This is a genomic window from Agrobacterium tumefaciens, from assembly GCF_013337285.1.
Lineage (GTDB): Bacteria > Pseudomonadota > Alphaproteobacteria > Rhizobiales > Rhizobiaceae > Agrobacterium > Agrobacterium burrii.
The window spans coordinates 157,464-182,167 of record NZ_SUPW01000009.1; the positions used below are offsets into that span (position 1 = coordinate 157,464).

The following is a 24,704-nucleotide window of genomic DNA, read 5'->3' on the forward strand; positions in this document are numbered from 1 at the left end:
TGATCAGGCTTTGCGCTTGTGCGTGCCGATCAGGGCCTCGAGCATGCCGATTTCCTCATTGGTCAGGTCTTTCAGCGGCGCACGCACCGGACCGGCATCAAAGCCCTGCAGGCGAACGCCGGCCTTGACGGCGGAGACGGCATAACCCTTGGCGCGGTTGCGAATGGCCATGAACGGATAGAAGAAATCTACGAGAATGCGTTCGCAGGTGGCGCGCTCTCCGGCACGCAGCGCCGCATAGAACTCATTGGCAAGGCCGGGTACGAAGTTGAAGACGGCCGAGGAATAGGTGGTGAAACCTGCGCCGAGATAGGCTTCGGCAAACAGTTCCGCCGTCGGCATGCCGCCGAGATACATCAGGCGGTCGCCCATCTTGGCGGTGATCTGGCGAACGAGACCGATATCGCCGGTGCCATCCTTGAAACCGACAAGGTTCGGGCACTCGTCGCAAAGACGCGCCAGCGTATCGGCCTGCAGCACGGAATTGTCGCGGTTATAAACCATGACGCCGATGCCGACCGACTGACACACCTTCTTGATATGGGCGTAAAGACCTTCCTGCGGCGCATCGATGAGATAATGCGGCAGAAGCAGAATGCCATCGGCACCTACCTTTTCGACCGAGCGGGCGATATCGACGGCAATTTCGGTGCCGTAACCGCAGCCGGAAACGATGGCGGTTTCGCCGGCCACTTCCTTTGCGGCGGCAACGATGGTGGGGATTTCATCCGGCTTCAGCGAGAAGAACTCGCCCGTACCGCCAGCGGCAAACAGCACCGGCGCTTTATAACCGGCAAGCCATTCGACATGCGCCCTGTAGCTATCGGCCGCAAAACGACCCTCGGCATCGAAATGGGTGACCGGGAAGGACAACAGACCGGAGCCGAGCGCCGTCTTGATTTGTTCGGGGTTCATCATCGAAATTCCTCTGCAAGTTCACTGAATGAAAGCCACCTAAGCCGCTTGCCGCACCTTTGTCAATAACTCATCATACATGTTGTATGATGAATTTCGAAAATCTGTCACAGATTAACGCGCCAACCAGCCGCCATCGACATTGAGAATGGCGCCATGCACATAATCCGCCGCCGGCGAAGCCAGAAATACCGCCGCGCCGGCAATATCCTGCGAGTGCCCCCAGCGGCCTGCCGGAATACGCTCGAGGATGGCCTTGTTGCGGGCAACGTCCGTGCGCAGCGCCTCGGTATTGTTGGTTTCGATATAACCGGGTGCTATGGCATTCACATTGATGCCCTTTGCCGCCCACTCATTCGCCAGAAGCTTGGTGAGACCGGCGACGCCATGTTTCGCCGCCGTGTAGGACGGCACGCGAATGCCACCCTGAAACGACAGGAGCGAGGCGATATTGACCACCTTGCCGGAGCGGCCTTTCGCCAGCAGCTCTTTCGCGAAAGCCTGCGTGGTGAAAAACAGCGCCTTGAGATTGACGTCCATCACCTCATCCCAGTCGAGTTCGGAGAACTCGACTGAATCGGCACGGCGGATGATGCCGGCATTGTTGACGAGGATATCGAAACCGGCGTCAGCAAAACTGTCCTTCGCCGCCAGCGGATCGGCGAAATCGATGAGCAGCGCGCTGGCCCTGCCGCCATCCCTGGCGATGATATCAAGCGTTTCATCCGGCGCACGGCGCGCGGCGCAGACAACCTCCGCGCCGGCGGCGGCAAGACCCACCGCAATCGCCTGGCCAAGACCGGTATTCGCGCCCGTGACGAGCGCCTTGCGCCCTTCAAGCGAAAAGGGGTTCCTCATTTCAGATCCCCCGGCTGGATGAAGTCCATGTCGGTATAATCGACATTATCGCCGGCCATGGCCCAGATGAAGGTGTATGAGCCGATGCCGGCGCCGGAATGGATCGACCAGGGCGGAGAAAGCGCGCCTTCTTCGTTGGAAATAAACAGATGGCGGGTCTCCTGCGGCTCACCCATCAGATGCAGCACGCGCGACTTTTCATCCATGCCGAAATAGAGATAGGCCTCCATGCGGCGATCGTGAATGTGCGAGGGAATCGTGTTCCAGACGGAACCGTCCTCCAGCATGGTATAACCCAGCACCAGCTGGCAGCTTTCCATGACGAGCGGATGGATGAACTGGTTGATGGTGCGCTTGTTGGAGGTCTCCGTCGCGCCGAGCTTGACTTCCTTGCTGTTGGCAAGCGTGACGAGCTTGGCCGGCAGGCTGCGATGCGCCGGGCAGGAGGTGATGTAGAATCGGCCGGCGCCATCAAAGGTCACGGCACCGCTGCCTGCACCGAGATAAAGCACATCGCCGCGATTGAGCGTGTAGGTCTCGCCGCCGGCGCTGACCGTGCCGGTTTCGCCGATATTGACGATGCCCATTTCGCGCCGGTCGAGGAAGGACGGCGTCTTGGTCTCTTCCACCTTGTCCAGCGTCAGCGGTGCGCCATTCGGCACCGCGCCACCCATCACGAACCGGTCGTAATGGGTATAGATCAGCCTGATTTCACCGGAACGGAACATGTCGTTGGAGAGGAAATGCCGGCGGAGCCCTTCGGTATCCAGCGTTTTTGCATATTCCGGGTTCACGGCCTGCCTTGTTTCGACGGTCAACATCAAACTCATCCTTCGTGATTGTTGCGTATGGCACATAATATATGTTATCCGCTTTTTGTACGATCTGTATGACAAGGTCAAGAGGCACGCCATATCTCGACCACGTCGCAGACGGGCAAAGCTGAGGGAGAATGGCAATGAAACGGCTTCTTGTTACCGGTGCGGCGGGCCAGCTTGGCCGCGTCATGCGTGAACGTCTGGCGCCGATGGCCGAGATATTGCGTCTTGCCGATCTCTCCCCGCTCGAGCCGGCAGGGCCGAACGAGGAATGCGTGCAATGCGACCTTGCGGATGCGGATGCCGTGAATGCGATGGTTGCCGGTTGCGACGGCATCGTTCATCTGGGCGGCATATCGGTGGAGAAGCCCTTCGAGCAGATTCTTCAGGGCAATATCATCGGGATTTATAATCTCTATGAGGCCGCCCGCGCCCATGGCCAGCCGCGGATCGTCTTTGCCAGTTCCAACCATACGATCGGTTATTACCCGCAAACCGAGCGGCTCGGCCCCGATGTTCCGGTGCGGCCGGATGGTCTTTACGGCGTCTCCAAATGTTTCGGCGAGAACCTCGCCCGCATGTATTTCGATAAATTCGGGCAGGAGACGGCGCTGGTGCGCATCGGCTCCTGCACCCCGGAGCCTGTCAATTACCGCATGCTGTCCACCTGGTTTTCCTACGATGATTTCGTCTCGCTGATCGAGGCGACGTTCCGCGCGCCCGTGCTCGGCTGCCCCATCGTCTGGGGCGCATCGGCCAATGAGGCCGGCTGGTGGGACAATTCGCATCTCGGCTTCCTGGGCTGGAAACCGAAGGACAATGCCGAGACCTTCCGTCAGCATATAGCCGAGACGACCCCGAAGCCGGACCCGAAGGATGCGTTGGTGCGGTTTCAGGGCGGCACGTTTGTCGACAACCCGATCTTCAAGCAGAGCTGAGTGATCAGCGGGATTGCAAGCCGGGCCGCGAATAACGTATCGAGGACATTCGGACGCAACCCCGCACCCTTTTTAGAACGGCGACACAGATGACAAAAGCGACAACCTCCGAACTGGCAACTCCGCAAGCCAAGACGCTTGTGGTGAAGGTTTCGGAGGAACTCCGCAGCCAGATCGCCAAGGGCCGTTACAAGACGGGCGAACGCCTGCCCTCCGAGGCGCAGCTGACGCAGGAATTCGGCGTGAGCCGCACCGTGGTACGCGAGGCCATCGCCTCGCTGCGCTCCGACGGTCTGGTGGAGCCGCGTCAGGGCGCCGGCGTCTTCGTGCTGGAGCCCGCACCCGTGGAGCGACGCCCCTTTCACAATGTCGATCTCGCCCGGGTTTCCTCGCTGATCGAAATGCTGGAACTGCGCACCGCCGTGGAAGGCGATGCCGCTGCCCTTGCCGCCATTCGCCGCTCTCCGGCGCAGGAGGAAAAGATCATCGAGGCCTTCGATGCCTTCCGCGCCAGCGCCGCAAAGGGAATTCCCACGGCCGAAGCCGATTTCGCCTTTCATCTTGCCGTGGCCGAAGCGACCAACAATCCGCGCTTCAGCGAGTTCCTGCAGGTGCTCGGCTCAACCGTCATTCCGCGCCGTGCCGTGGCCGAAAACGGCTCGGAAACCGTGCTTTCCCCCGCCGATCTCAGCCGTCTCGTCGGCGAACATGAAGCGATCCTGATCGCCATACAGGACGGCAACGAGGACGCGGCGCGAAGCGCCATGCGCAACCATCTGAAAAGCAGCCAGACGCGTTATCGCGCCATGCTGCGCGCGCCGCGCTGAGACGGCCGGCCTCAACCGCATTAAAAGACCAAGGAGAACGACATGCAGCAGCTTCCCAAATTCCCCACCGTTTCGCCCGATGACGGCGTGGAACGCAATGTGCTTTCCGAAGCGCCTGAGCTGATGGTCGTGTCCTTCCGGTTCAAGACCGGCGCAGAAGGCAAGCTGCACAGCCATCCGCATGTGCAGTCCACCTACGTCGCCAGCGGCAGCTTCCGCTTTTACCGCGATGGCGAAGCTTATGATCTGCAAAAGGGCGACAGCCTGATCATTCCCGGCCATGTCGAACACGGCTGCCTGTGTCTGGAAGAGGGTGAGCTGATCGATTGCTTCACCCCGCGCCGCGACGACTTTCTCTAAACCGGCGTCAGTCCCCGGATAAATCCTTGAGAGTGCGTGGCAGGCTGTTCATGCACTCTGCGCCTGTTGATGTCACGAGGAACTGATCCTCGATCATCAGTGCGCCCATCCCTTCGCCGTAAAAAGGCGCTTCGAGCGCAACCACCATGCTGGGAAGAATGATTTCCGGATTGTCATGGGAAAAGAACGGCCATTCCTCGATACCAACACCACCGCCGACGGAATGGCCGAAATGACCGCGATAATATTCGCCGAAACCTTGCCTGCGCATCGAGGCCAGCATGGCCGCGTGCACCGCGCCAAAGCTATTGCCGGGTCGGAGCGCTTCCAGCCCGCAGGCGAAAGCCGCTTCCAGCGCTTTGAAAATATCGGCAGCAAGAGCCGAGACCGGCCCCCACGAAAAAGTCCGCGCACCGTCAGAAGAATAACCGTCTACCAGCGTGCCAACATCGGCCTTGATCAGCGCGCCCGGAGTGACCGCTGCCGTCATATCCGACAGGGCCGGACCGACGGAAATATAGTCCCAATGCCCGCTCAGCGAAAAACCGGATTTCGCGGCATGTGCCTGCGCGCCGGATTTCCAGGCGGCGGAGAGTTGACCAAGGGCTGCTCCCGGTCGAACGGCGGCCGCCATCTCGACCAACCCTGCCTCGGCGGCGGCTGCCGCCTGCCTGAGAAGTTTGATCTCGCGTTCTGACTTCACCGCCCTCAGACGTTTCAGCACCGTCGAACCATCAATCCAGTTCACGTCGGGCAGCGCCTGCCGCAGCGCTGAAAAATCGGCGGCGGGCATGAATTCCAGATCCGCACCAATGCGCGCCGCAGACAGCCCGCGCTCCCGCAGCAGATCGGAGAGCAGCCCGAAACAGGCGGCACGATCGAATGTCTCCGGCCGCGGCCCACCGGAATTGTTGCGGCGATAGGCATCATCCACCTGCGTGGCGGCTTCCACACCCGAAAGATCGACCATATCGATCCAGATGCGATGGCAGCGCAGATCGACATCAGGCGCGGCCTTCCCGACGAGCGCGGCGGCATGATCGCTGACGACGGCGGCGAGCGTCACCCCGGCATCGGCCGGCACCAGCGCAATCGCGGAACCCGCTTTGCCCCACATCGTCGCCACGCCGGCAGGAGCACCGACGGCATAACGGAAGGCTTCGGGCTGGAACAGCACCAACGCATCGATATCCGCCTCCCGCATCAGCTGCTGCGCACGGCTTCGGTTGATATCGGTCATGGGAACCCCGGTGATTGTTTGGCAACGCGTTTCTGAACCTAAGCTTTAGCAGTCACCGGGAGAGGAAAGAAGGTGGAAGATGACATCTCCACCCGGAGAATCGCCAGTTGAAGCAAGCGGATGCCACTTGTTTCTTCTCCCCGCCGGGGAGAAGTCCGCGGCAGCGGGATGAGGGGGGAAGGGTAGAGATATTCGGCAACGTGGCCCCCTCATCCGACCCTTCGGGCCACCTTCTCCCCCTCGGGGAGAAGAAATATGCCGCAACGCGTTGCCCTATCCGAATGAGCGGCGGATAAATCCGCCGCTTGTCGTCTTTCAAGCCTCCAGCCACTTCACCTGCTCATCCGTCAGCGCAATATCCAGCGCCGAAAGGCTGTCCTCCAGCTCCGCAATCGTGCGCGGCCCGATCAGCGGAATGACCGGGAAAGGCTGGGCGATGACATAAGCGAGCGCGATGTGGATCGGGTGGCGGCCCAGTTTCTGCGCAAGCTCGATTGCCCGGTCGCGGCGGTCGAAATTGCGGTCGGAATACCAGACGCGGACGATTTCCTCGTCGTCCTGCTTGTCCCGCCCGGCCCGGTCGGTGAAGAAGCCGCGCCCCTGGCTGGACCAGGCGAAGTTGGGGATCTGGCGCGATCGCAGCCAGGCCTTCCAGTCATCGTCCGAGGCCGCCACGCATCCCGCCCAGATGGGATCGAGCATTTCGGCGAGCGAGAAATTGTTGGAAAGCGCACCGGGTGCCTGTTTGCCATTCTTCTGCGCATAAACCGCCGCTTCGTCCATGCGCTCGCGCGTCCAGTTCGAGCCGCCGAAGATGCCGCGAATGCGGCCGCGCCGGACTTCGGCATCCATGGCGTCGACAAATTCACCGACCGGCACGTCGGGATTATCGCGATGCATGAAATAGGCATCGACATAATCCGTTTTCAGTCGCTGCAACGACTGATCAAGCTGTTTAGCGATCATATCGGGATAGCAGAGCGGTGAATGCGCGCCCTTGCCGATCAGCACGATCTCCTCACGCGGCACGTTGCGGCTGGTGTGCCAGTCACCGAAAATCGCCTCGGTCCTGCCTGCGCCATAAACATAGGCCGTATCGAAGAGATTGCCGCCCGCTTCGTAAAAGGCATCCAGCGTCAGGGATGCGGAGGCGAAATTGGGGAAAAACTCGAAACCGAGCGCGACCACGGAAGCGGGTTTGGCAAGGCCCGGTATTTGCCGCTTCGGAACCGAATTTCCGGCAACGACCGTGCCACCGGCAATATTTCCGCTGCGCGATGTCGCCTTTTCGACGCTGTATTCCAGCCCGACGGAAGCCCGCCACTGGTCCATGACACGCAGATTGCCGAGGCTATCGGCCCAGGCCATGCCGGGTGCATCGAATTCCTTTTTGCCCTGGCGAATTGCTTCGCCGGCCGCATCGACTTCGAAGGAATAAAGCCAGCGATCCTCCGGCACCTCGATGGTTTCGACCTTGTCGCCCCTGATGATATCGATCCGGCCGGTGCCGCCCTTGTGGCCGGCGGCGAACCAGAAATCCTTAACCTCGATGCGGCCTTCCGAACCGATGATGCGCAGCACATTGTCCTGCCCCGCCATGATCGAGCAGGAGACTTCGGCGACGATGCCGTTTGCAAATTTCAGCACGGCGGAGGCCCATTCATCAACGCCCGACTGGCCGAGATGCGCCGCACCTGCGACCTTTTCCGGTTCGGCGAAGGGTTTTCCGTCTACTGCACCGGCAATCATCCGCACCATGGAAACCGGATAACCGCCGACATCAAGAATGCCGCCGCCGGCCGTTTCATTGGCGAACAGCCGGTGATCGGCCCGGAACGAACCCATGTTGAAACCGAAGCTGGAGCGGATGAGGCGGATATCGCCCACCGCACGGCTCTTCACCAGTTCGACCAGTTTCGCCGTCTGCGGATGCAGGCGATACATATAGGCTTCGCCGGCAAAGACGCCGGCCTTTTTCGCCTCATGGAAAATGGCGTCGGCATCATAGGCGGAAAGGGCGATGGGCTTTTCCACCAGCACGTTCTTGCCGGCCCGGATCGCCTTGATCGCCCATTCGGCATGGCCGGTATGGGGTGTGGCGATGTAGACGGCATCGATATCGGGATCGGCAAGCAGCGCATCGTACCCATGAATGATGCGCGCACCGGCGAAAGCCTCGGCAAGGCCAGGCTTATCCGGATTGCGGGTGGCGATGGCCTCTAACCTGCCGGTGCGGGAATGGGCGATACCGTCAGCAAAGGTTCTCGCGATGGTGCCCGGGCCGATGATGCCCCAGCGGATCGGTTGTTCGGTCGTCATGAAATCCTCGTCTTTGATGTGGGTGCTTGGGAAAAGGTTCAGCGCAGGCGGGTGCCGTCGCTGTCGAAAAGAAAGGCCTTGCGGGCGGAAAGGCCGACCGTCAGCCGGTCGCGATTGCCGACATCGCGCGATTCCGGCCGCTCGATGATAAGCTGCTCGTCGCCTGCGGTACGGGCATAGACATAGCTTGTATTGCCGAGATGTTCGGCGACATCGACATGCACGGTGAGATCGGCATCACCCCCACCCGCATCGGCAAAATGTTCGGGCCGGATGCCGAGCGAGACTTTGCTTCCTTCGTTCAAACGGTCCCTTATCGGCAGGGTCAGCCGCACCGCGGGATCGCTGTCGAGCGACAGCGTGGCGCTCTCCGCGCCGCTGCCGATGATAGTGGCGTCGAGAAAATTCATCTTCGGCGAACCGACGAAACCGGCAACGAAGCGATTGGCGGGATCGTCATAGAGATCGAGCGGCGCGCCGACCTGTTCGATATTGCCTGCCCGCAGCACGACGATCTTGTCGGCGAGCGTCATCGCCTCGGTCTGGTCGTGGGTCACATAGATCATCGTGGTGCCGAGCTGCTTGTGCAGCCGCGAGATTTCCACCCGCATCTGCACCCGCAGCTCCGCATCGAGGTTCGACAAGGGCTCATCGAACAGGAAGACCTGCGGTTCGCGCACGATGGCGCGGCCGATGGCGACGCGCTGGCGCTGGCCGCCGGAAAGCTGCTTCGGCCGGCGCTGCATCAATTCGTTGATCTGCAGGATGTCGGCGGCGCGGCTGACACGCTTTTGCGTATCGGCCTTGGGATTGCCGTTCATTCTAAGGCCGAAGGACAGGTTTTCGGCCACCGTCATATGCGGATAAAGCGCATAGGACTGGAACACCATGGCAATGCCGCGATCGGCCGGATCGGCATCGTTGACCGTCCTGCCGCCGATGCTGATATCACCGTCCGAAATATCCTCCAGCCCGGCGATCATGCGCAGCAGCGTGGATTTGCCACAGCCGGAGGGACCGACGAAAACGACGAATTCGCCATCGGCAATATCGAGATCGGCGCCGTGGATGACTTCCAGCGCGCCATAACGCTTGACCACGTTCTTGAGCGAAAGTTCCGCCATGCGGCCCCCTTACTTGACTGCCCCGGCGGAAATGCCGGCGATGAAGTGGCGCTGCAAAGCCACGAAAACCACGAGGATGGGCGCGGTGAGCAGCACCGCCCCCGCCATGATGCCGCCCCATGACACTTTGGTAAGCCCGATGAGGGTGCCAAGCGCCACGGGAGCGGTCATCATTCCTGGGCGGGAATTGATGAGAAGCGGCCAGAGATAATTGTTCCATGAGGCCAGGAAGAGAATGATGGAGAGCGCCGCCATGGTGGGCCGCGCCAGGGGCAAGGCGATGCGCAGGAAGATCTGCCATTCCTTGACGCCTTCCACCCGTGCCGCATCGAAAAGCTCCGTCGGCATCATCGAGAAGGATTGCCGCATGAACAAAACGCCGAGCGAGTTGAACAGCGGCGGCACGATCAGCGCCACCCAGCTATTGGCGAGTTTGAACTCCCGCGCCACCATGATGAATTGCGGAATGACCACGACCGCGAAAGGCAGGGTGATGGTGCCGAGAATGATGGCGATCACCACCCCGCGACCGGCAAAACGATACCGCGCCAGCGCCCAGCCCGCCATCGACGTCAGGAACACCGAAAGAACGGTATAGATGACGGCAACGGTGATCGAGATGAACATGGCCCGCAGGAAATTGGTGTCCGCCTGCAGGTTCTGGAAGTTCTCGATGAAGTTGGTGGAGGGAACGAGCACGATATCCGGGCTGAAAATGCCATAATCCGGCATGGTCGAGAACACGAACATCATCCACAGCGGAAACAGCCAGATGATGGCAAGCGGGGTCAACGCCGCATGCAACGCGATCTTCTGCCAGAAAAGCGTTCTGGATTTCGATCTCATTTCGGCTCCCTCCCGACCCAGAGATTAAGCAGGGAAATGGCGATGGCGAGCGCCGCCATGGTGTAGGCGATGGCCGAGGCGTAACCGAAATTGAGCGAAGTGAAGCCCTGCCGGTAAAGGAACAGCCCCAGCGTCTCCGTGCCGCCGCCCGGCCCACCCCTGTTGGTGATGAGGAAAGGTTCAGCGAAAAGCTGCATGGTGCCGATGACCGACAGGACGACGCAGAAGAGGATGATGGGTTTAAGCAACGGCAGCGTGATGTAAAAGAACTGCTGGCGCTTGCTGACCTTGTCCAGCGTCGCCGCCTCGTAGACATCGCCGGGGATGGATTGCAGCCCGGCGAGGATGATGATGGCGTTATACCCCGCCCACCGCCAGGTAACCGCGATGATGACGAGCGCCATGGCCGCATTGGCATTGTCGAACCAGGAAATGGGCGAAAGGCCAACTGAGGTGATGAGCTTGTTGATGATGCCGAAATCGGCGCTGAACATCAGCCGGAACACAGCCGCATAGGCGACCTCGCCGACGACAACAGGCGCGAAAAAGGCAAAACGATAAAGCGGCCGCGCCTTCAGAAGCGACGAGTTCAGCAGCACCGCCATGACGGTGGCAAGCGCGATCATGACCGGCACCTGAATGACCAGAATGATCAGCGTATTGTAGAGCGCATTATAAAATGCCGGATCGGAGACGAGCCGACCCCAGTTCATGGAGGGCGCAAACCGCCATGGGTTGATGCGCGTATTCTGGAACGACAGCATGAACGAGCTGATGATCGGCCAGACCCAGAAGGTGGCGAAAATCAGGAGATAGGGCGCGAGGAACGCATAGGCGATCCTGTTCCTAGACGGCATGACGACCTCCAGATGCCGGATGATAAGCCGGATAAATGGAAAGAGCTTGGAAGAGGCTGGCCCCATTTCAGGGCGAGGCCATAGCAAGGCAGTGCGGCAGGTTTCTTCTCCCCGAGGGGGAGAAGGTGGCCCGAAGGGTCGGATGAGGGGGCAACGCCAGTGACAAATCGCACCCTTGCCCCCTCATCCCGCTGCCGCGGACTTCTCCCCCTCGGGGAGAAGAAATTCGTGGCACCCGCTCGGCCCATAAACCGTCGGCTTATTCCGCGACGGGCAAACCCGTGGCCGTTTCGATCTGCTTGGCCGCATCATCCAGCGCCGCTTTCGCATCCGGATACCCGCCTGCGAAATATTTCGTCTGCGTCGCCTTGTAGATCGCATCCGCATCCGACTGGAACGCCGTGCCACGGCTCGGCACGATCTTCGGCAGGGTCGCCAGAATATCGCTCCACACCGCCTGCCCGCCCCAATAGGGCTGCTTTTCTTTCACGAAAGGATCATCGATGGCGGAAAGCAGCGATGGAACGAGGCCGAAGGATTTCAGCATCGTCACCTGTCCCTCATTGGTGGTGAGCGCGTAATCGATATATTTCCACGCCGCTTCCTTGTGCTCGGACGTCGAGCTGATCGCCAGTGACGAGCCGCCGAGATTGGCCGCATGCGGACCATCGGGCGTCAGGCTCGGCATGAGATACACGCCCCACTTACCGGATAGATCGGGAGAACCGGAGCGAACCGTGCCTTCATACCAGGCGCCATACATCTGACTTGCGGCCTTGCCGGCCGTATTGGCCTGAATTTTCTCATCCCAGATCGCGGCCGTGATGATGCCCGCGTCCTTCATTTCCTTGACCTTTTCAAGGGTCGTGACACAGGCGGGCTTGTTAATGGTGATGTTCTGGCCATCGGTCGAAAAGTAACCGCATCCCTGCTCATTGGCGATCATGCGAAACCATTCGCTGTCGCCGTTGAAATCAGCCTGCGCCATGACGGTGCCGGGATTGGCGGCCATGACCTTCTTGCCGGCGGCGATGAAATCATCCCAGCTTTTGATGGTTGCCGGATCGACACCTGCCTTCTCATAGAAGTCGCGGCGATAAAACACTGCCACTGGACCCGAGTCCCACGGAACGGCGTAGGCGGTGCCGTCAACCTCCAGCTCCGTGCGCTTGAAATCCGGAAAAAGCGCCTGTTTCTCAGGCGTGTAGCCAAGCTCGGTCAGATTGGCGAAACAATCGGGAAAACGGCTCCAGAACAGCTCCGCCTCAAAATTCTCGACGGTGACTATGTCAGGAAGACCATCGCCACCGGCCGCACAAGCTGCCAGCGTCTTGTCAAAAACCTGATTGTTTCCAAGGTCTTCAACGACGATCTTGATGTCAGGATTCTGTTTGTTGAAGCCTTCCACCGTGGATTTCAGCGCCGAAGCCGCGACATTCCAGCTCCAGATGGTGACGGTTTCTGTTTGCGCAAAAGCCGGGGCTGCAAGCAGCACCAGAGCCGTAGACGCGCCAAGAAATTTAAAGCACATTGAAAACCTCCCTTTTTCAATTGCCGTTCTTTAGCGAACATGGGCACATTAGCGGCGGCAGGAAATCTGTCTCGTAAAAAGGGAACATCGATTTGGCGGAAAGTAAGATTGCCGAAAGAGCCTTCTATCAGCCGGGTGCAAGCAGCATCGAAGGCATGCCGACGACGCTGCAGCTTTTTCACAATCATCCGCCCATCATGCTCCGGCCCCACTGGCACGCGCAGGTGGAGGTGAATTACGTGATGTCGGGGTCGGTGCATTACCGCATGGGCGATCACGACCTGACGCTCAATGCCGGGCAGATGTGCATCTTCTGGGGCGGACAACCGCACCAGATGGATCGCTCTTCCGACGATTCCTTTTATACCGGCGCGCACCTGCCGCTGGTGCATTTCTTCCGCATGCGCCTGCCCGCCGCCGTCTCCGGCATGTTGATGGGTGGTGCGACGATGGTGAGCGGTGAGACGGACCGGGCCGACGCGGAAAATTTCGGCCGCTGGTTCCGTTACGTCACTTCGGGCGATCCGGCCAAAGCCCAGCACGCCGTGGAGGAATTGCTGCTCAGGGTCGAGCGCATGTTCCTTGAGCCCTATTCCATCATCTCTGCCGCCGTGAATGGCAAACGGGAGAGCGATGACGAAGGCATGGCGCCCTCCATCGGCGTGGTGCGCATGTGCGATTTCATCGCCGCCAATTTCCTCGACGACATCGACGCGACCGAGATCGCCCGCGCCGCCTCGCTGCATCCGAAATATGCGATGAACCTGTTTCGCAAATCCACCGGCATGACGCTGATCAAATATCTGACCCTGCTCAGGCTTTCCCGCGCGCAGGCGATGCTGATGACCGGCAAGGACAATATATTGCAGATCGCCATGGAAAGCGGCTTCGGCTCCGTCAGCGCCTTCAACAAGGCGTTCCGCCAGATATCAGGCATGTCGCCCTCCGATTTCCGCCGCGACATGCGCGCGACGGCGGCTTAATCGTCCAAGTCTTCACGATCGGAGAAAGCAGCACTACGCTGCCGCGCCGCCTGACGATAGGCCCGGGGCGAACTGCCCAGCATCCGCCGGAACATGGTGGTGAAGGCGGGTATGTTTTCATAACCGGCATCGAGCGCGACATTGGTGACCGCCTCTCCCGCTGCAAGCCGGGGCAAGGAGGCAAAAATGCAGGCCTGCTGCCGCCATGTGACGAAGCTCACTCCCAGCTCTTTGCGAAACAGCCGGGTAAACGAGCGCCGGCTGATGCCCATGGCCGCCGCCCAGTCGTCAATCTCCACCCGCGCCACAGGCTTTTTCAGGAAATCGCGGCAGAGGGTGGCCAGACGCTGGTTATCGGGAAACGGCAATCCGAGTGGCCGTTCAGGCAAGCGATTGACTTCATCAAGCAAAAGCGCCCGCACCAGACCCTGCCTGTGGAAAGCGGCTGGCTGGTGTTCTTCGCCCAGCAGCTCCGAGATCAGGCTGGAGGCGAGATCGGTTATTTCAACGACCCGTGGAGCCTCGGCCTGGAACAGATCGGGATGGACGTAGATCGAGTGCATCTCCACCGTGGAGATGATCTCGGCCTCATGTTGCAGCCCGGCGGGAATGAGCAGCCCGTGGCCGGGCGGTATCATCCAGCGCCCATCCGCAGTGCTGACCAGCACGACACCCTGACGGGCACACCATATCTGCACCCGGCTATGGCTGTGCGGCGGCGTCCGGTGTCCCGTGGGGTAAACACGGTGAAGCGCCAGCACCGGTTCATTGGTGCCGTCGATCAATTTCAGGCTGCGCTCATGCTCCTCCAGGCTCACACCCAGGGGCTGCCGCGATTTGATTTTTGCCATTTGGCCCACTCACAAAGAAAATCGTCCAGAACACAAATGCAGGCCAGAAACAATATGAATAAAAGCGGGAAGAAATAAAGACATGTTTCCCGTCTTCCGCCGGGAACCCAAGAGGACTACATCATGGCCACCGTCACCAGCGCCAGCGCCGGCAACAGCTTTAACCCGCAACGCACGGCGTTTTCGATCATCGCAGCCGCCAGCTTCTGCCACATGCTGAACGACATCATGCAATCGCTGCTGACGTCGCTTTATCCGCTGCTGAAAGCCAATTACGCGCTCGATTTCATGCAGATCGGCCTCCTCACCTTCGCCTTTCAGGTTACCGCCTCGCTGCTGCAGCCGGTCGTCGGCATGGTGACGGATCGCTGGCCCATGCCGTTCTCCCTGCCGGTCGCCATGCTTTCCACCTGCGCCGGCCTCATCACGCTCGCCTTCGCCCACAGTTTCGAGGTTCTCGTCATCGGCGCCTGCCTCATCGGCGTCGGCTCGGCAATCTTCCATCCGGAAGCCTCCCGCGTTGCCCGCCTCGCATCCGGCGGCCGTCATGGTCTGGCGCAATCCTTCTTCCAGGTTGGCGGCAATACCGGCACGGCGATCGGCCCGCTGCTCGCCGCCTTCATCGTCATCCCGCTCGGCCAGTCCAGCCTCAGCTGGTTTTCGCTGATCGCCCTCGTCGGTTTTGGCGTCCTGTCCTGGGTCGGCGTCTGGTACACCCGCCACCGGCGCGCGAATGTCGGCAAGGCCCCGGCCAGCCGCACCCTGCCGCTCGCACGCGGCACCGTGATGATGACGCTGGCCGTGCTGGTGGTTCTGACCGCGACCAAAAACGCCTATCTCGCCAGCCTTTCCAGCTATTTCACCTTCTACACCATCGAGAAGTTCGGCCTTGGCGTACAGGATGCGCAGGTTCTGCTGTTCCTCTTCCTCGGTGCTTCGGCGCTCGGCGTATTCTTCGGCGGCCCGATCGGCGACCGGTTCGGTTCACGCGTCGTCATCTGGTTCTCGATCCTCGGCGTCATCCCCTTCGCGCTGATGCTGCCCTATGCAAACCTGTTCTGGACGGCCATTCTCGTCGTCGTCATCGGCTTCGTGTTCTCCTCCGCCTTCTCGGCCATCGTCGTGTTCGCGCAGGAGCTGGTGCCGGGTCGTGTGGGTCTCATCGCCGGCATGTTCTTCGGTTTCGCCTTCGGTTTCGGCGGCATCGGGGCTGCGGTTCTCGGCGTCTATGCGGATAAGGAAGGCATCGAATTCGTCTACCGCATCTGCTCCTACATGCCGCTGCTCGGCCTGTTGACGGTGCTTTTGCCAAAACTGCCAAGCCACCGCTAAGAGCTTCGCGTTCAACGCTTTTCAACACGGCGGTCACCTGTGATACTCAGGTGACCGCCGTAATCCGTTGAGCAAAGCCCTATCCATGCAAATCCCTATAAAATCGATCCTCGTTTTCCACGCCGCGGCAAGGGCGGGCAGCATTTCGCGGGCGGCGGAAGAGTTGAGCGTGACGCCATCGGCCGTTTCCCAGCAGATCCAGTTGCTGGAAGGCCAGCTCGGCACGACGCTTATGGCGCGCACTGGCCGCAAGGTGACGTTGACGGAAGCCGGTGAGCGCTATTTCTCGATGATCACCGCCCAGATCGAGCAGATATCAGACGCCACCGACAGCATTCGCGGCTTCCGTTCGGTCACGACGCTGACGATCCGGGCGACGCCCACCATTTCCAACAAATGGCTGTTGCCGCGCCTCGGCTCTTTTCTGGAGGAGCACCCCGAACTCGAAGTGCGCCTTGACGGCACCAATGAACCGACCGATTTTTCGCAGGAACTCGTCGATATCGAGCTTCGCCATGGCGATGGCCGCTGGCCGGGACTGTTCGTGGAAGGGCTGGTGGAGGAGGAATTCCTGCCGGTCTGCTCACCAAACCATCCGGGTGCGGGCAAATTTCTGCCCGAAGACTTGCAGAACCAGCGGCTGATCCACTCGGTCAAGGCGCAGGCGCAATGGAACCACTGGTTTCCGCTGGCGGGCGTGACAGCCGAAAAGCGCTGGCGGCGCGTCCTGTTCGATCGCAGCCACATGGCCATCGACGCCGCCGTCCTCGGCATCGGCGTGGCGCTGGAAAGCACCTTGATGATGGAGCGGGAGCTGCAGGACAAAATGCTGGTCCCGGCCGTGACGGACGCGCCGCGTATCAAGCTCGTGACGCAATGGATCGTTTGCCCGCATTCCCATCTGCGGCAGAGAAAAGTGACGCTTTTTCTGGAGTGGATGCGAAAACAACGCGACGAGTGGCAAACCCGTCGCGTTGTCTGATGTTTCAGGCAGTCCGGCTCCGCGTCAGTAAAGACCCATCAGCCTGATCGGCGCGAGTGTCAGATCCGGGAACAGCACAAGGGCGAGGATCGCGGCGACGAGGATGGACATCGGCGCAAGCGAGCCCTTGATCACATCCTCGATCGACATTTTCGCCACCTGCGCCACCGCAAACAGGCATACACCGACCGGAGGCGTGACAAGCCCGAGCGTCAGGGTGATGACCATGACGATCAGGAAGTGGATCGGATCGACCCCAAGCGAGACGGCCGGCGGCATGAGCACCGGGATCAGAATGAACATGGCGGCAATCGCATCCATGAACATGCCGACGACGATGAGGAACAGGAAGATCAGAACCATCGCCATGGTCGGCCCGGTGCTGATATGGCCAAGGAAAACCGCAACCTGCGCCGGCAGGCCGTCAAAGGTGAAAACCCAGGCCGCCAGTTTTGCCGTCGCTGCGATGAACAGGATCGAGCCGGATGTCCGCGCCGTTTCCATGAAGATGCCGAGCAGCGCCGAAAACGGGATCGTGCGGTAAAGTATGACGGCCAGAAACAGCGTGTAGACAACGGCAATGCCGGCCGCTTCCGTCGGCGTGAAATAGCCATCGACAATACCGATCAGCAGGATCACCGGCGTCAGCATCGGCAGGATGGCCGCAAGGCCGGTCGTCACCACACGCCGAACATTAAAAGGCGTGGGCGGATTGAAGCCGTTACGCACCGCATAGATGTGATTGTAGACCATGAAGACGAATGCGAGGAACAATCCCGGCACCAACCCTGCCACGAGCAGCGTTCCGATGGAGGCGTTTGCGACTGAGCCGGCGATAACGATAAGGATCGACGGCGGGATGATCGAGGAAAGCGTGGAAGTGCAGAGCGTCAGCCCTACGGCATATCCCTTCGGAAAACCGTGACGCTCCATGGCCTTGATCTCGATGGCGCCGATCGAAGCGATATCGGCGACGGACGAACCGGAGACACCGCCGAAAATCACCGACGAGGCGACGTTGACGTGGCCGAGACCGCCGGGAAGCCAGCCGACAATCGCCTCGGCAAAGTCAAACAGCCGTTCGGCGACCTTGCCCCGTTCCATCAGAACACCGACAAGAATGAAAAGCGGCACCGCCACCAGAAGGAATGAGTTCATGCCCGAAAACATGGTTTGCGCCAGAAGGTCCATCGGCATCGATGTGTAAAGCGCGATGGAGGCGACGCTGGCCAGTCCGAGTGCGACGGCAAGCGGAACGCCGAAGGCGCTCATGAGAAGGAAAAGTCCAAGCAGCGTCAGGCTCATGGCCGTTTCTCCATATTTCCAGCGACCAGATCGGCATCGGCCAGAGGCTGCAGGCCTTCCGGCAGCTCGATGCGATCGCGATGCTGGCGCAGGGATTCCACGATGGCGGCAATGCCGAGAGCCGCGCTGAGCGGAATGATGATGCCGATCATCCACATGGGCGTGGCAAGCGTCGCGGCGGCTTCATTCATCACATATTGCTGGCGCACCAGTGTCCAGCCCGTCCAGATCATCAGGCCGAAAAAGACGACCGACGACAGAACGTAGATGGGCAGCGCGAGACGCCGCACAAAGGCGGGCATCAGGGCGATGAACACCGTTACCCGCGCCATGTCGGCGGTGCGGAAGCTGCCCGCCACACCCAGGAACACCATCCATATGAAAAGATATCGTGTCGCTTCCTCGGTCCAGGAAACCGGGGTTCCCCACATACGGGTCGACACCTGCAAAAGCACGACGGCCAGAACCCCGATAGCGGCCAGACCGGCCAGCACGTCGGTCGCCAATCTGATGACCCTGCCGAAAAATGATGACGTTTCGTCCATAAATCTGTCCTCCCGACCGGACCGGCTGTGCGCCGGCCCGGAAGACCTGATTGCCTTATTTCTTGCCGACGGCGGCAATGGTCTTGTCAAAGAAAGCCTGATCCTTCACCAGCCCGGCAAAGACGGGATAAAGACCCTTCGAGACTTCCACGAACGCCTTCTGCTGCTCTGGCGTCAGGCGATTGACCTCCATGCCGTGTTTTTGCAGTTCGGCGATCGTCGTTTCCGCGCTCGAGGCGTCGTTTTGCACCTTCCACACCTCCGCTTCCTTCGCCGCCTCCTCGACGGCTGCCTTGTGCGCATCGCTGAGCGCATTGAACTTGGCGGGGCTGATGCCAAGAACCCAGCCGTCACCCATGTGGTTGGTGATCGAGACGTATTTCTGCACCTCGTAGAATTTTGCAGACAGCGGCACGTTGATCGGGTTTTCCTGCCCGTCGACGACTTTCAGCTGCAGGGCATTATAGACCTCGGCAAAGGCGAGCGGCGTTGGTGCGGCGCCCATCTTCTTGAAGAATTCCACCCAGAGCGGATTGTTGGGAACGCGGAACTTCAAACCCTTGAGATCATCCGGCGAGGTTATCGGGCGCTTGGAATTGGTCATCTGGCGGAAGGGGCGCGGCCACAGATCCACCGCCTTGATGCCGATCTTTTCCAGCCCGGCAATCAGCTCCTTGCCCTGCTCACCTTCCAGATAGGTGCGAAGCTGTTCTTCATCGTCAAAAAGATAGGGAATGGAAATCGCCGAAAAACGCGGGTCGAAATTCGCATAAAGCGATGTCGCCAAAAGCAGCATGTCGAGCGATCCGCCCGCCAGCTGTTTGACGGCGCCCGATGGATCACCGCCATACAGCGAACCGTTCGGGAAGACCTTGACGGTGACTTCGCCATTCGTTTTTGCCGACACCAGCTCCGCGAACTTGTTGGCAGCCAGCGTAATTTCGGAATTGTCCGGATCCGGCGTCGAAAGTGTCAGCGTTTCCGCCTGAGCAATCGATGCGACCAGCATGGTGGCGGCGAGAGCCAGCCCGTAAAGTTTTGAAATTTTCATGTGTTCCTCCCTTTGTTGTCTCTAGACTGTTTCGCGCGTTCCTCCGAACGCGTTTATGCGTTTAATTTCAAGGATCACGCCGCTGTGATCAAGCTCGCCCGCACCATGCTCGACCATGGAGCGGAACAGCCGGTCAACCTCCTCGCCGACCGGTAACTTCAGGCCACGGCTTTTGGCGAAAGCCAGCGCCGTGGACGTATCCTTCACCTGATATTTCGCCGGCCCGCCGGGGCGGAAATCGCCCTCCACCATGCGTTTGCCGTGCTGGCGGAAAACGGTGGAATCGGCAAAACCGCCAAGCAGAGCCTGCCGCACCTGCGCCGGGTCGGCTCCCCCTGCTTCAACCAGCGTCAAAGCTTCGGCAACGGCGCAGATTGTCGAGGCGACGATCAGCTGGTTGGCAAGCTTGGCCAATGAGCCGCAGCCCACCGGCCCAACATGGGTGACGCGGCCAAGGCAATTGAGGAGTGGCCGCAAGGCGTCCACATCCCGCTGCTCTCCGCCGGCCATGATCGCGAGCGTTCCCTCTATCGCCCCTTTTTCACCGCCGGAAACCGGTGCGTCGACATAAGCGACGCCATGAGCTTTTGCCGCCTCCGCCTGTTCCCGTGCGCTGTCGACCGGGATGGAACTCATCACCAGCAGAATAGCACCGGGCTTCATGGTGGAAACGACACCCGAGGCACCGAGCAGAACCTCGTCGCAGACCGGCCCGGAACTCAGCATGCAGATGACGACATCGGCTTCGGCCGCAGCTTCGGAAGCCGTGGCTGCCGGCTGCACGCCCTTTGCCGCCAGAACCGCAGCTTTTTCAGCGCTGCGGTTCCAAGCCTTGACGGAAAACCCGGCCTCCGCCAGACGCCCCGCCATGGGGGCGCCCATGATACCCGTTCCGATAACGGCGATCTGGCGAATGTCAGCCATCGTTTCCATCTTTCAGAGCCATTGCCGGTTTAAAAAGCGTACCGGCAGTTCTTCTTCGATGAGGGCGGGAAACGCCTCGCGGAACCGGTCGAGATGGGGTGTTTTCAGATGGTCGTCAAAAGCCTGGCGGCTGTCATAGACCTCATAGAACACCACATTGTTTCCCGTTTCCGGCCGTACCACGTCGAATTGCCGGCAACCCGGTTCGTCCTGAACCGAATGGGTGGCGTCATCGCGCGCGGCGGCGAGAAAAGCGTCCATCGACCCGGGCTTCACCCGAAATTCCGCGATCACCACAAAAGCACCGTTCGACATTTCGGTTTCTCCGCCCATTACGCCGCGGCGTCTTTTTGCGGGCGGAAGTTGTTTTCCATGTCCTGACGAAGCTTCACCACATCGAGATCGTTCACCAGCTCGACATCGTCGAAGCTGACGATCTGGTCCTTCTTGATGGCGCGCTTCAGCTTGACATTATGGGCAAGGCCGATTGGCAGGGCCTTGATGTCGAGGCTGCGGGTGGCCGGAATGGCGTTGGCCCAGACCGCGTAACCGCCCTCACCATCAAGCATTTCGCCTGGTGCCATGTCCTTCTTGGCGGTCGCGACGGCATCGCCGCGGAACTCCTTGGAGCAACCGGTGGCTTCGTTACGCAGCACGGCGGACAACACGCTGATCGAGGTTTCCAGACCAATGATGTGGAACGGACGCCACATGGAGGCGTACCAGCCGGAGGGGTCGGTCAGCAGGCCATATTGCTTGAAGCAGGCGCGGGCATATTCATTATGCGCCTTGAAGGTGACGAAAACGCCGTATCGGATGTTGTTGAACACCTCGCGCCCATCCGGTTCCTGGCTCGCGGCGATGTCCACGAGACCCGAGCGCGACATACGGCCGCCATCGGCTGCGGGGCGGAAGACGCGGGCCAGATCGTGCAGGCCGGCGGGCGGGAAGGCCAAACCATCATCCGGGCAATCCAGCCCCGTGCCGTTGGCGACAGCCGCCATTTCGATGGCCGCCTTGGTGCCGTCGGTGAAGGAATTGTACATTTTCGGATTGAAGTCGCCCTTGGCCACTTCCTCGTCCGTCCAGCCGAAATAACTCCAGACCGTGTCCGGTGTCGAATAACGGTAACGCGGCTCGAAATTCATGCCCTTGCCGGCGGAGACCACCTCGAAACCGGAAGCCCGCGCCCAGTCCACCAGTTCGCAGATCAGCGCCGGCTGATCGCCATAGGCCATGGAATAGATCAGGCCCTTGGCCCGCGCCTTTTCAGCCAGGATCGGCCCGACCATGACGTCGGCTTCCACATTGACCATGACGACATGTTTGTTGTGTTCGATGGCGCCGAGCGCATGGCGCGCACCGGCAAGCGGGTGGCCGGTCGCCTCGATGACGCATTCGATTTCGCCGCAGGCGAAAAGCTCGTTCACATCATCGGTAACATAGGTCTTGCCGCTTTTCAGCGCTTCGGCGCAGCTCGTCGCATCATAACGCTCCTTCGGCCAGCCGACGCGTTCCAGCGATTCGCGGGCCTTGCCGACATTGAGATCGGCGACGGCGACCATATGGAAACCGGCGATGCGCTGCGCCTGCGCCAGCACCATGGAGCCGAACTTGCCGGCACCGATGAGACCGACCCGCACAGGTTTGCCGCCGGCTGCACGCGCTGACAGAAGAGAATAGAGATTCATGTTTTGACATCCTTCGCTGGGGAAATTGCTGGCGAGAGTGTCCAGTCTGCCCGGCGAAGGCCATGCAATACCGAGGCTGCGAAGGCTCACCCCTCGCGGCACCGGCGACATGACGTTTCTGCGTTCCTCCCGGATCCCGGCACGCCTTTGCGCCGGCTCTCGCGGTCGCCTCCCAAAGCAACCTTGAGAACAGAGTAGGAGCGTTCAAATATTAGTTCTATTTAGAAAATCAGATTTTTCGTTTAATTTTTCTAACAGATCATCAGGCTGATTTGCGCAGCATCAGATCGGCGCTGAGGAGGATGCGCTCCCGCATCCGGGTGGCGGCATCATCCGCCCCCTCGTTCATCTTCTGTAGCAGAAGCTCGATCGACAGCCTGCCGATCTCGTTGTAATTCTGCGCCACCGTGGTAATCGGCGGACAGGCATAACGCGACAGCGGATGGTCGTCATGGCCGGCGACCCTGAGATCGTAATCCGCGCCATGGCCGACCCTGATGCCCTTCTGGAAAGCGGCGGCAATGACGCCGAAGGCGATACGGTCGTTGGAACACAGGATGGTGCGCGATGGCAGAAGCTCCGTCCGGTCCAAGAACCGGCCGGCCTCATCAAAAGCGAAACGCTCGAAATCCCAGGTGACGATATCCGGCACCTCAAGCACATGCGGTTCGAAACCGAGACGCTGCATCGCCTCCACATAAGCGGTGCGGCGCGTCGCGGCGTTGGTGTTGACCTGCGGCATGTCAAAAAAACAGGGCGGTTCACCCGAACGGCAGAGGTAATCCACCATCAGCCCCACGCTCTGGCGATTATCGGTGCCGACAAAGGCCGAGGTCTCGTCGAGCGGCGAATCGACATAAACGATCGGAATGCTGGCCGCGAGCTGCTCCAGCGTGGCGCGGTGCGATTTGACGCCGAGCGGGGCGATGATCGCGCCCGCGACATTCATCGACTTGAAGGTGCGGATGGCGCGGTCTTCGATTTCCGCCTTGCCATCCGACGACAGCACGAAGGCGAGGAACCCCGCCTCGTTGGCGATTAGCTCGATACGGCTCGTCAGCGCCATATAGAAGGGGTCGGTCGAATTCGGGATGATGATGCCGATGATATTGGAGCGGCGGCGGTTGAGATTGACGGCGAAAATATTCGGCCGGAAACCGGATTTCTTCAGCGCTTCCTCGATGGCGTCGCGCGTCTTCTTGCGGACCGAGGCCGGATCATTGAAGTATTTCGAAACGGTCGGGCGGGAAAGGCCGACGAATTCCGAAAACTCTTCCATCGTCCTGATAGATTTGGCCAAAGTGCTTGCCCCCATGAAATATTACATGTGGTACTCTATATCGACCGGCCTTCGCACGAAAAGCCGGTCGAACGCGGTTATCAACGGCCAAAAGATCACTCGGCCGCAAATTGCACTTTCATCGTCGCCGGATCGGACGGTTTTTTCGTAAAGAACGGCAGCATCTCCGCAAGCGGCAGCCGATGCGACACCAGCCGCGCCATGACATCACCGTCCGTCTCCAGAATGGCAAGCGCCTGCGGTATGTTACGGTTGAGCGAATGCGACCCGACAAGCTTCAGCTGACGCCGGAAGATTTCGAAGGGTGCCACCGAAATGCGGGCATCCGGCGCGCAGACACCGAAGAACAGCGCGGTGCCGCCATCCGCAACCAGCGGGATCATCGCTTCCGCGACGGGGGCAATACCCGTCGCATCGGCCACAAAATCGAAAGATTTTACTTGCCGAAGCAGTGCTTCCGAGCCGGAAACTGCCACCTTAAGCCCGAGACTTTCGGCAAAGGCCAGCCTGCTTTCATTGATATCGGCCATCGTCACCGTCGCAATGCCGCGTGCTTTCAGCGACAGGGCAAGCAGCAGGCCGATGGGACCGGCGCCAAACACCAGCGCACTTTCCGGCACCACACCATTCTCACCGATGCCAGCACTCTGCATGCCGTTGACGACGCAGGCGAGCGGTTCGGCAAGTGCCGCGACATGATAGGGCATCGAACCAATGCCGTGCAGGTGATCCGCGCGCACAACGCTGAATTCCGCAAAGCCGCCATTGTGGGAAACGCCATAGGCCTTCAGCGAGCTGCAAAGATTGGTCAGCCCCTTCCTGCAACTGGCACAGATGCCGCATGGCAAATTGGGATCGACGGCCACACGGTCACCGGCCCTGAAGCCTGTCACATCGGAAGCCACGGCCGCAACTTCGCCGGCATATTCGTGCCCCGGGATAACGGGAAACGCACCGTCACCATAACGCGCATGCAGCACGTCTATATCGGTGTGGCACAGGCCGGAAGCCTTGACCCGGAGAAGGGCGTGGCCCGGCGGCAGATCGGCGACGGGAAGGTCCGCCAAAACGGCGCGTCCCTTCTCGACGAATTGAATGGCATGCATG

Annotated in this window: 24 protein-coding genes; 6 read left to right on the forward strand and 18 right to left on the reverse strand. The window is 60.3% G+C overall.

All coding sequences use genetic code 11. The features are described 5' to 3' along the window. Positions 1–3: 3 nt before the first annotated feature. The 3 genes from kdgD to kduI all read right to left on the reverse strand — a co-directional run bounded on the left by kdgD (position 4) and on the right by kduI (position 2,594). Positions 4–915, reverse strand: coding sequence for a 5-dehydro-4-deoxyglucarate dehydratase (gene kdgD, locus FCH38_RS20650; protein WP_174374977.1), 912 nt, complete (start codon positions 913–915; stop codon positions 4–6). A gap of 114 nt (positions 916–1,029) precedes the next feature. After that, complete coding sequence (kduD, locus tag FCH38_RS20655; protein ID WP_174374978.1) at positions 1,030–1,773, reverse strand: 2-dehydro-3-deoxy-D-gluconate 5-dehydrogenase KduD; 744 nt, start codon at positions 1,771–1,773, stop codon at positions 1,030–1,032. Then, complete coding sequence (kduI, locus tag FCH38_RS20660) at positions 1,770–2,594, reverse strand: 5-dehydro-4-deoxy-D-glucuronate isomerase (RefSeq protein WP_174374979.1); 825 nt, start codon at positions 2,592–2,594, stop codon at positions 1,770–1,772. The genes kduD and kduI overlap by 4 nt, the downstream gene beginning before the upstream one ends. A 137-nt stretch (positions 2,595–2,731) precedes the next feature. Between kduI and FCH38_RS20665 the strand changes: the two genes are divergently transcribed. The 3 genes from FCH38_RS20665 (at position 2,732) to FCH38_RS20675 (ending at position 4,716) form a co-directional block, all read left to right on the forward strand. Then, positions 2,732–3,529, forward strand: a complete 798-nt coding sequence (locus tag FCH38_RS20665) for an NAD-dependent epimerase/dehydratase family protein (protein WP_174374980.1) — start codon at positions 2,732–2,734, stop codon at positions 3,527–3,529. Between the two features lie 89 nt (positions 3,530–3,618). Continuing rightward, a complete protein-coding gene (locus tag FCH38_RS20670; RefSeq protein WP_174374981.1) occupies positions 3,619–4,356 on the forward strand; it encodes a FadR/GntR family transcriptional regulator in 738 nt (245 codons plus the stop codon). 42 nt (positions 4,357–4,398) lie between these two features. Further along, positions 4,399–4,716, forward strand: coding sequence for a cupin domain-containing protein (locus tag FCH38_RS20675; protein ID WP_174374982.1), 318 nt, complete (start codon positions 4,399–4,401; stop codon positions 4,714–4,716). Positions 4,717–4,723: 7 nt separating this feature from the next. On the opposite strand, the gene FCH38_RS20680 is transcribed toward FCH38_RS20675, so the two are convergent. The 6 genes from FCH38_RS20680 to FCH38_RS20705 form a co-directional block, all read right to left on the reverse strand. Then, positions 4,724–5,956 (reverse strand): M24 family metallopeptidase, encoded by a 1,233-nt coding sequence (locus tag FCH38_RS20680; protein ID WP_174374983.1) that lies wholly within the window; start codon positions 5,954–5,956, stop codon positions 4,724–4,726. 315 nt (positions 5,957–6,271) lie between these two features. Next, positions 6,272–8,275, reverse strand: a complete 2,004-nt coding sequence (locus tag FCH38_RS20685) for an aldo/keto reductase (RefSeq protein WP_174374984.1) — start codon at positions 8,273–8,275, stop codon at positions 6,272–6,274. A 38-nt stretch (positions 8,276–8,313) separates the two neighbouring features. Then, positions 8,314–9,399 (reverse strand): ABC transporter ATP-binding protein, encoded by a 1,086-nt coding sequence (locus FCH38_RS20690; RefSeq protein ID WP_153516692.1) that lies wholly within the window; start codon positions 9,397–9,399, stop codon positions 8,314–8,316. 9 nt (positions 9,400–9,408) lie between these two features. Continuing rightward, on the reverse strand, positions 9,409–10,245 hold the full coding sequence (locus tag FCH38_RS20695) for a carbohydrate ABC transporter permease (protein ID WP_174374985.1): 837 nt from the start codon (positions 10,243–10,245) through the stop codon (positions 9,409–9,411). Next, on the reverse strand, positions 10,242–11,102 hold the full coding sequence (locus FCH38_RS20700; protein WP_174374986.1) for a carbohydrate ABC transporter permease: 861 nt from the start codon (positions 11,100–11,102) through the stop codon (positions 10,242–10,244). Before FCH38_RS20700 ends, FCH38_RS20695 begins: the two co-directional genes overlap by 4 nt. A 259-nt stretch (positions 11,103–11,361) precedes the next feature. Further along, positions 11,362–12,633, reverse strand: a complete 1,272-nt coding sequence (locus tag FCH38_RS20705) for an ABC transporter substrate-binding protein (protein WP_174374987.1) — start codon at positions 12,631–12,633, stop codon at positions 11,362–11,364. Positions 12,634–12,725: 92 nt separating this feature from the next. On the opposite strand from FCH38_RS20705, the gene FCH38_RS20710 reads away from it, so the two are divergent. Continuing rightward, positions 12,726–13,616: a helix-turn-helix domain-containing protein gene (locus FCH38_RS20710; RefSeq protein ID WP_174374988.1), complete on the forward strand. Its 891-nt coding sequence runs from the start codon at positions 12,726–12,728 to the stop codon at positions 13,614–13,616. Here FCH38_RS20710 and FCH38_RS20715 read toward each other — a convergent pair. Next, positions 13,613–14,467: an AraC family transcriptional regulator gene (locus FCH38_RS20715; RefSeq protein WP_174374989.1), complete on the reverse strand. Its 855-nt coding sequence runs from the start codon at positions 14,465–14,467 to the stop codon at positions 13,613–13,615. The genes FCH38_RS20710 and FCH38_RS20715 overlap by 4 nt on opposite strands. 123 nt (positions 14,468–14,590) lie before the next feature. Here FCH38_RS20715 and FCH38_RS20720 point away from each other — a divergent pair, with 123 nt between their 5' ends. Both FCH38_RS20720 and FCH38_RS20725 read left to right on the forward strand, forming a co-directional pair. Next, positions 14,591–15,799 (forward strand): MFS transporter, encoded by a 1,209-nt coding sequence (locus FCH38_RS20720; protein ID WP_174374990.1) that lies wholly within the window; start codon positions 14,591–14,593, stop codon positions 15,797–15,799. An 85-nt stretch (positions 15,800–15,884) separates the two neighbouring features. Further along, positions 15,885–16,781: a LysR substrate-binding domain-containing protein gene (locus tag FCH38_RS20725; protein ID WP_149901470.1), complete on the forward strand. Its 897-nt coding sequence runs from the start codon at positions 15,885–15,887 to the stop codon at positions 16,779–16,781. A gap of 24 nt (positions 16,782–16,805) precedes the next feature. Here FCH38_RS20725 and FCH38_RS20730 read toward each other — a convergent pair whose 3' ends face one another. From FCH38_RS20730 to FCH38_RS20765, 8 genes are all read right to left on the reverse strand, one after another. Then, positions 16,806–18,086, reverse strand: coding sequence for a TRAP transporter large permease (locus tag FCH38_RS20730; RefSeq protein ID WP_149901471.1), 1,281 nt, complete (start codon positions 18,084–18,086; stop codon positions 16,806–16,808). Next, positions 18,083–18,631: a TRAP transporter small permease gene (locus tag FCH38_RS20735; protein WP_174374991.1), complete on the reverse strand. Its 549-nt coding sequence runs from the start codon at positions 18,629–18,631 to the stop codon at positions 18,083–18,085. The genes FCH38_RS20730 and FCH38_RS20735 overlap by 4 nt, the downstream gene beginning before the upstream one ends. Positions 18,632–18,686: 55 nt before the next feature. Next, complete coding sequence (locus FCH38_RS20740) at positions 18,687–19,682, reverse strand: DctP family TRAP transporter solute-binding subunit (protein WP_149901473.1); 996 nt, start codon at positions 19,680–19,682, stop codon at positions 18,687–18,689. Between the two features lie 21 nt (positions 19,683–19,703). Next, positions 19,704–20,606: an NAD(P)-dependent oxidoreductase gene (locus FCH38_RS20745; RefSeq protein ID WP_174374992.1), complete on the reverse strand. Its 903-nt coding sequence runs from the start codon at positions 20,604–20,606 to the stop codon at positions 19,704–19,706. 12 nt (positions 20,607–20,618) lie between these two features. Next, positions 20,619–20,921, reverse strand: a complete 303-nt coding sequence (locus tag FCH38_RS20750) for a putative quinol monooxygenase (protein WP_149901475.1) — start codon at positions 20,919–20,921, stop codon at positions 20,619–20,621. A gap of 17 nt (positions 20,922–20,938) precedes the next feature. Continuing rightward, positions 20,939–22,297 carry an NAD(P)H-dependent oxidoreductase gene (locus tag FCH38_RS20755; protein ID WP_174374994.1) on the reverse strand — a complete coding sequence of 453 codons (1,359 nt, stop codon included), beginning with the start codon at positions 22,295–22,297 and terminating at the stop codon, positions 20,939–20,941. 262 nt (positions 22,298–22,559) lie between these two features. After that, positions 22,560–23,576, reverse strand: coding sequence for a LacI family DNA-binding transcriptional regulator (locus FCH38_RS20760; RefSeq protein ID WP_153516801.1), 1,017 nt, complete (start codon positions 23,574–23,576; stop codon positions 22,560–22,562). A 116-nt stretch (positions 23,577–23,692) separates the two neighbouring features. Beyond that, positions 23,693–24,703 (reverse strand): D-altritol 5-dehydrogenase, encoded by a 1,011-nt coding sequence (locus FCH38_RS20765; protein ID WP_174374995.1) that lies wholly within the window; start codon positions 24,701–24,703, stop codon positions 23,693–23,695. Between the last annotated feature and the right edge of the window lies 1 nt (position 24,704).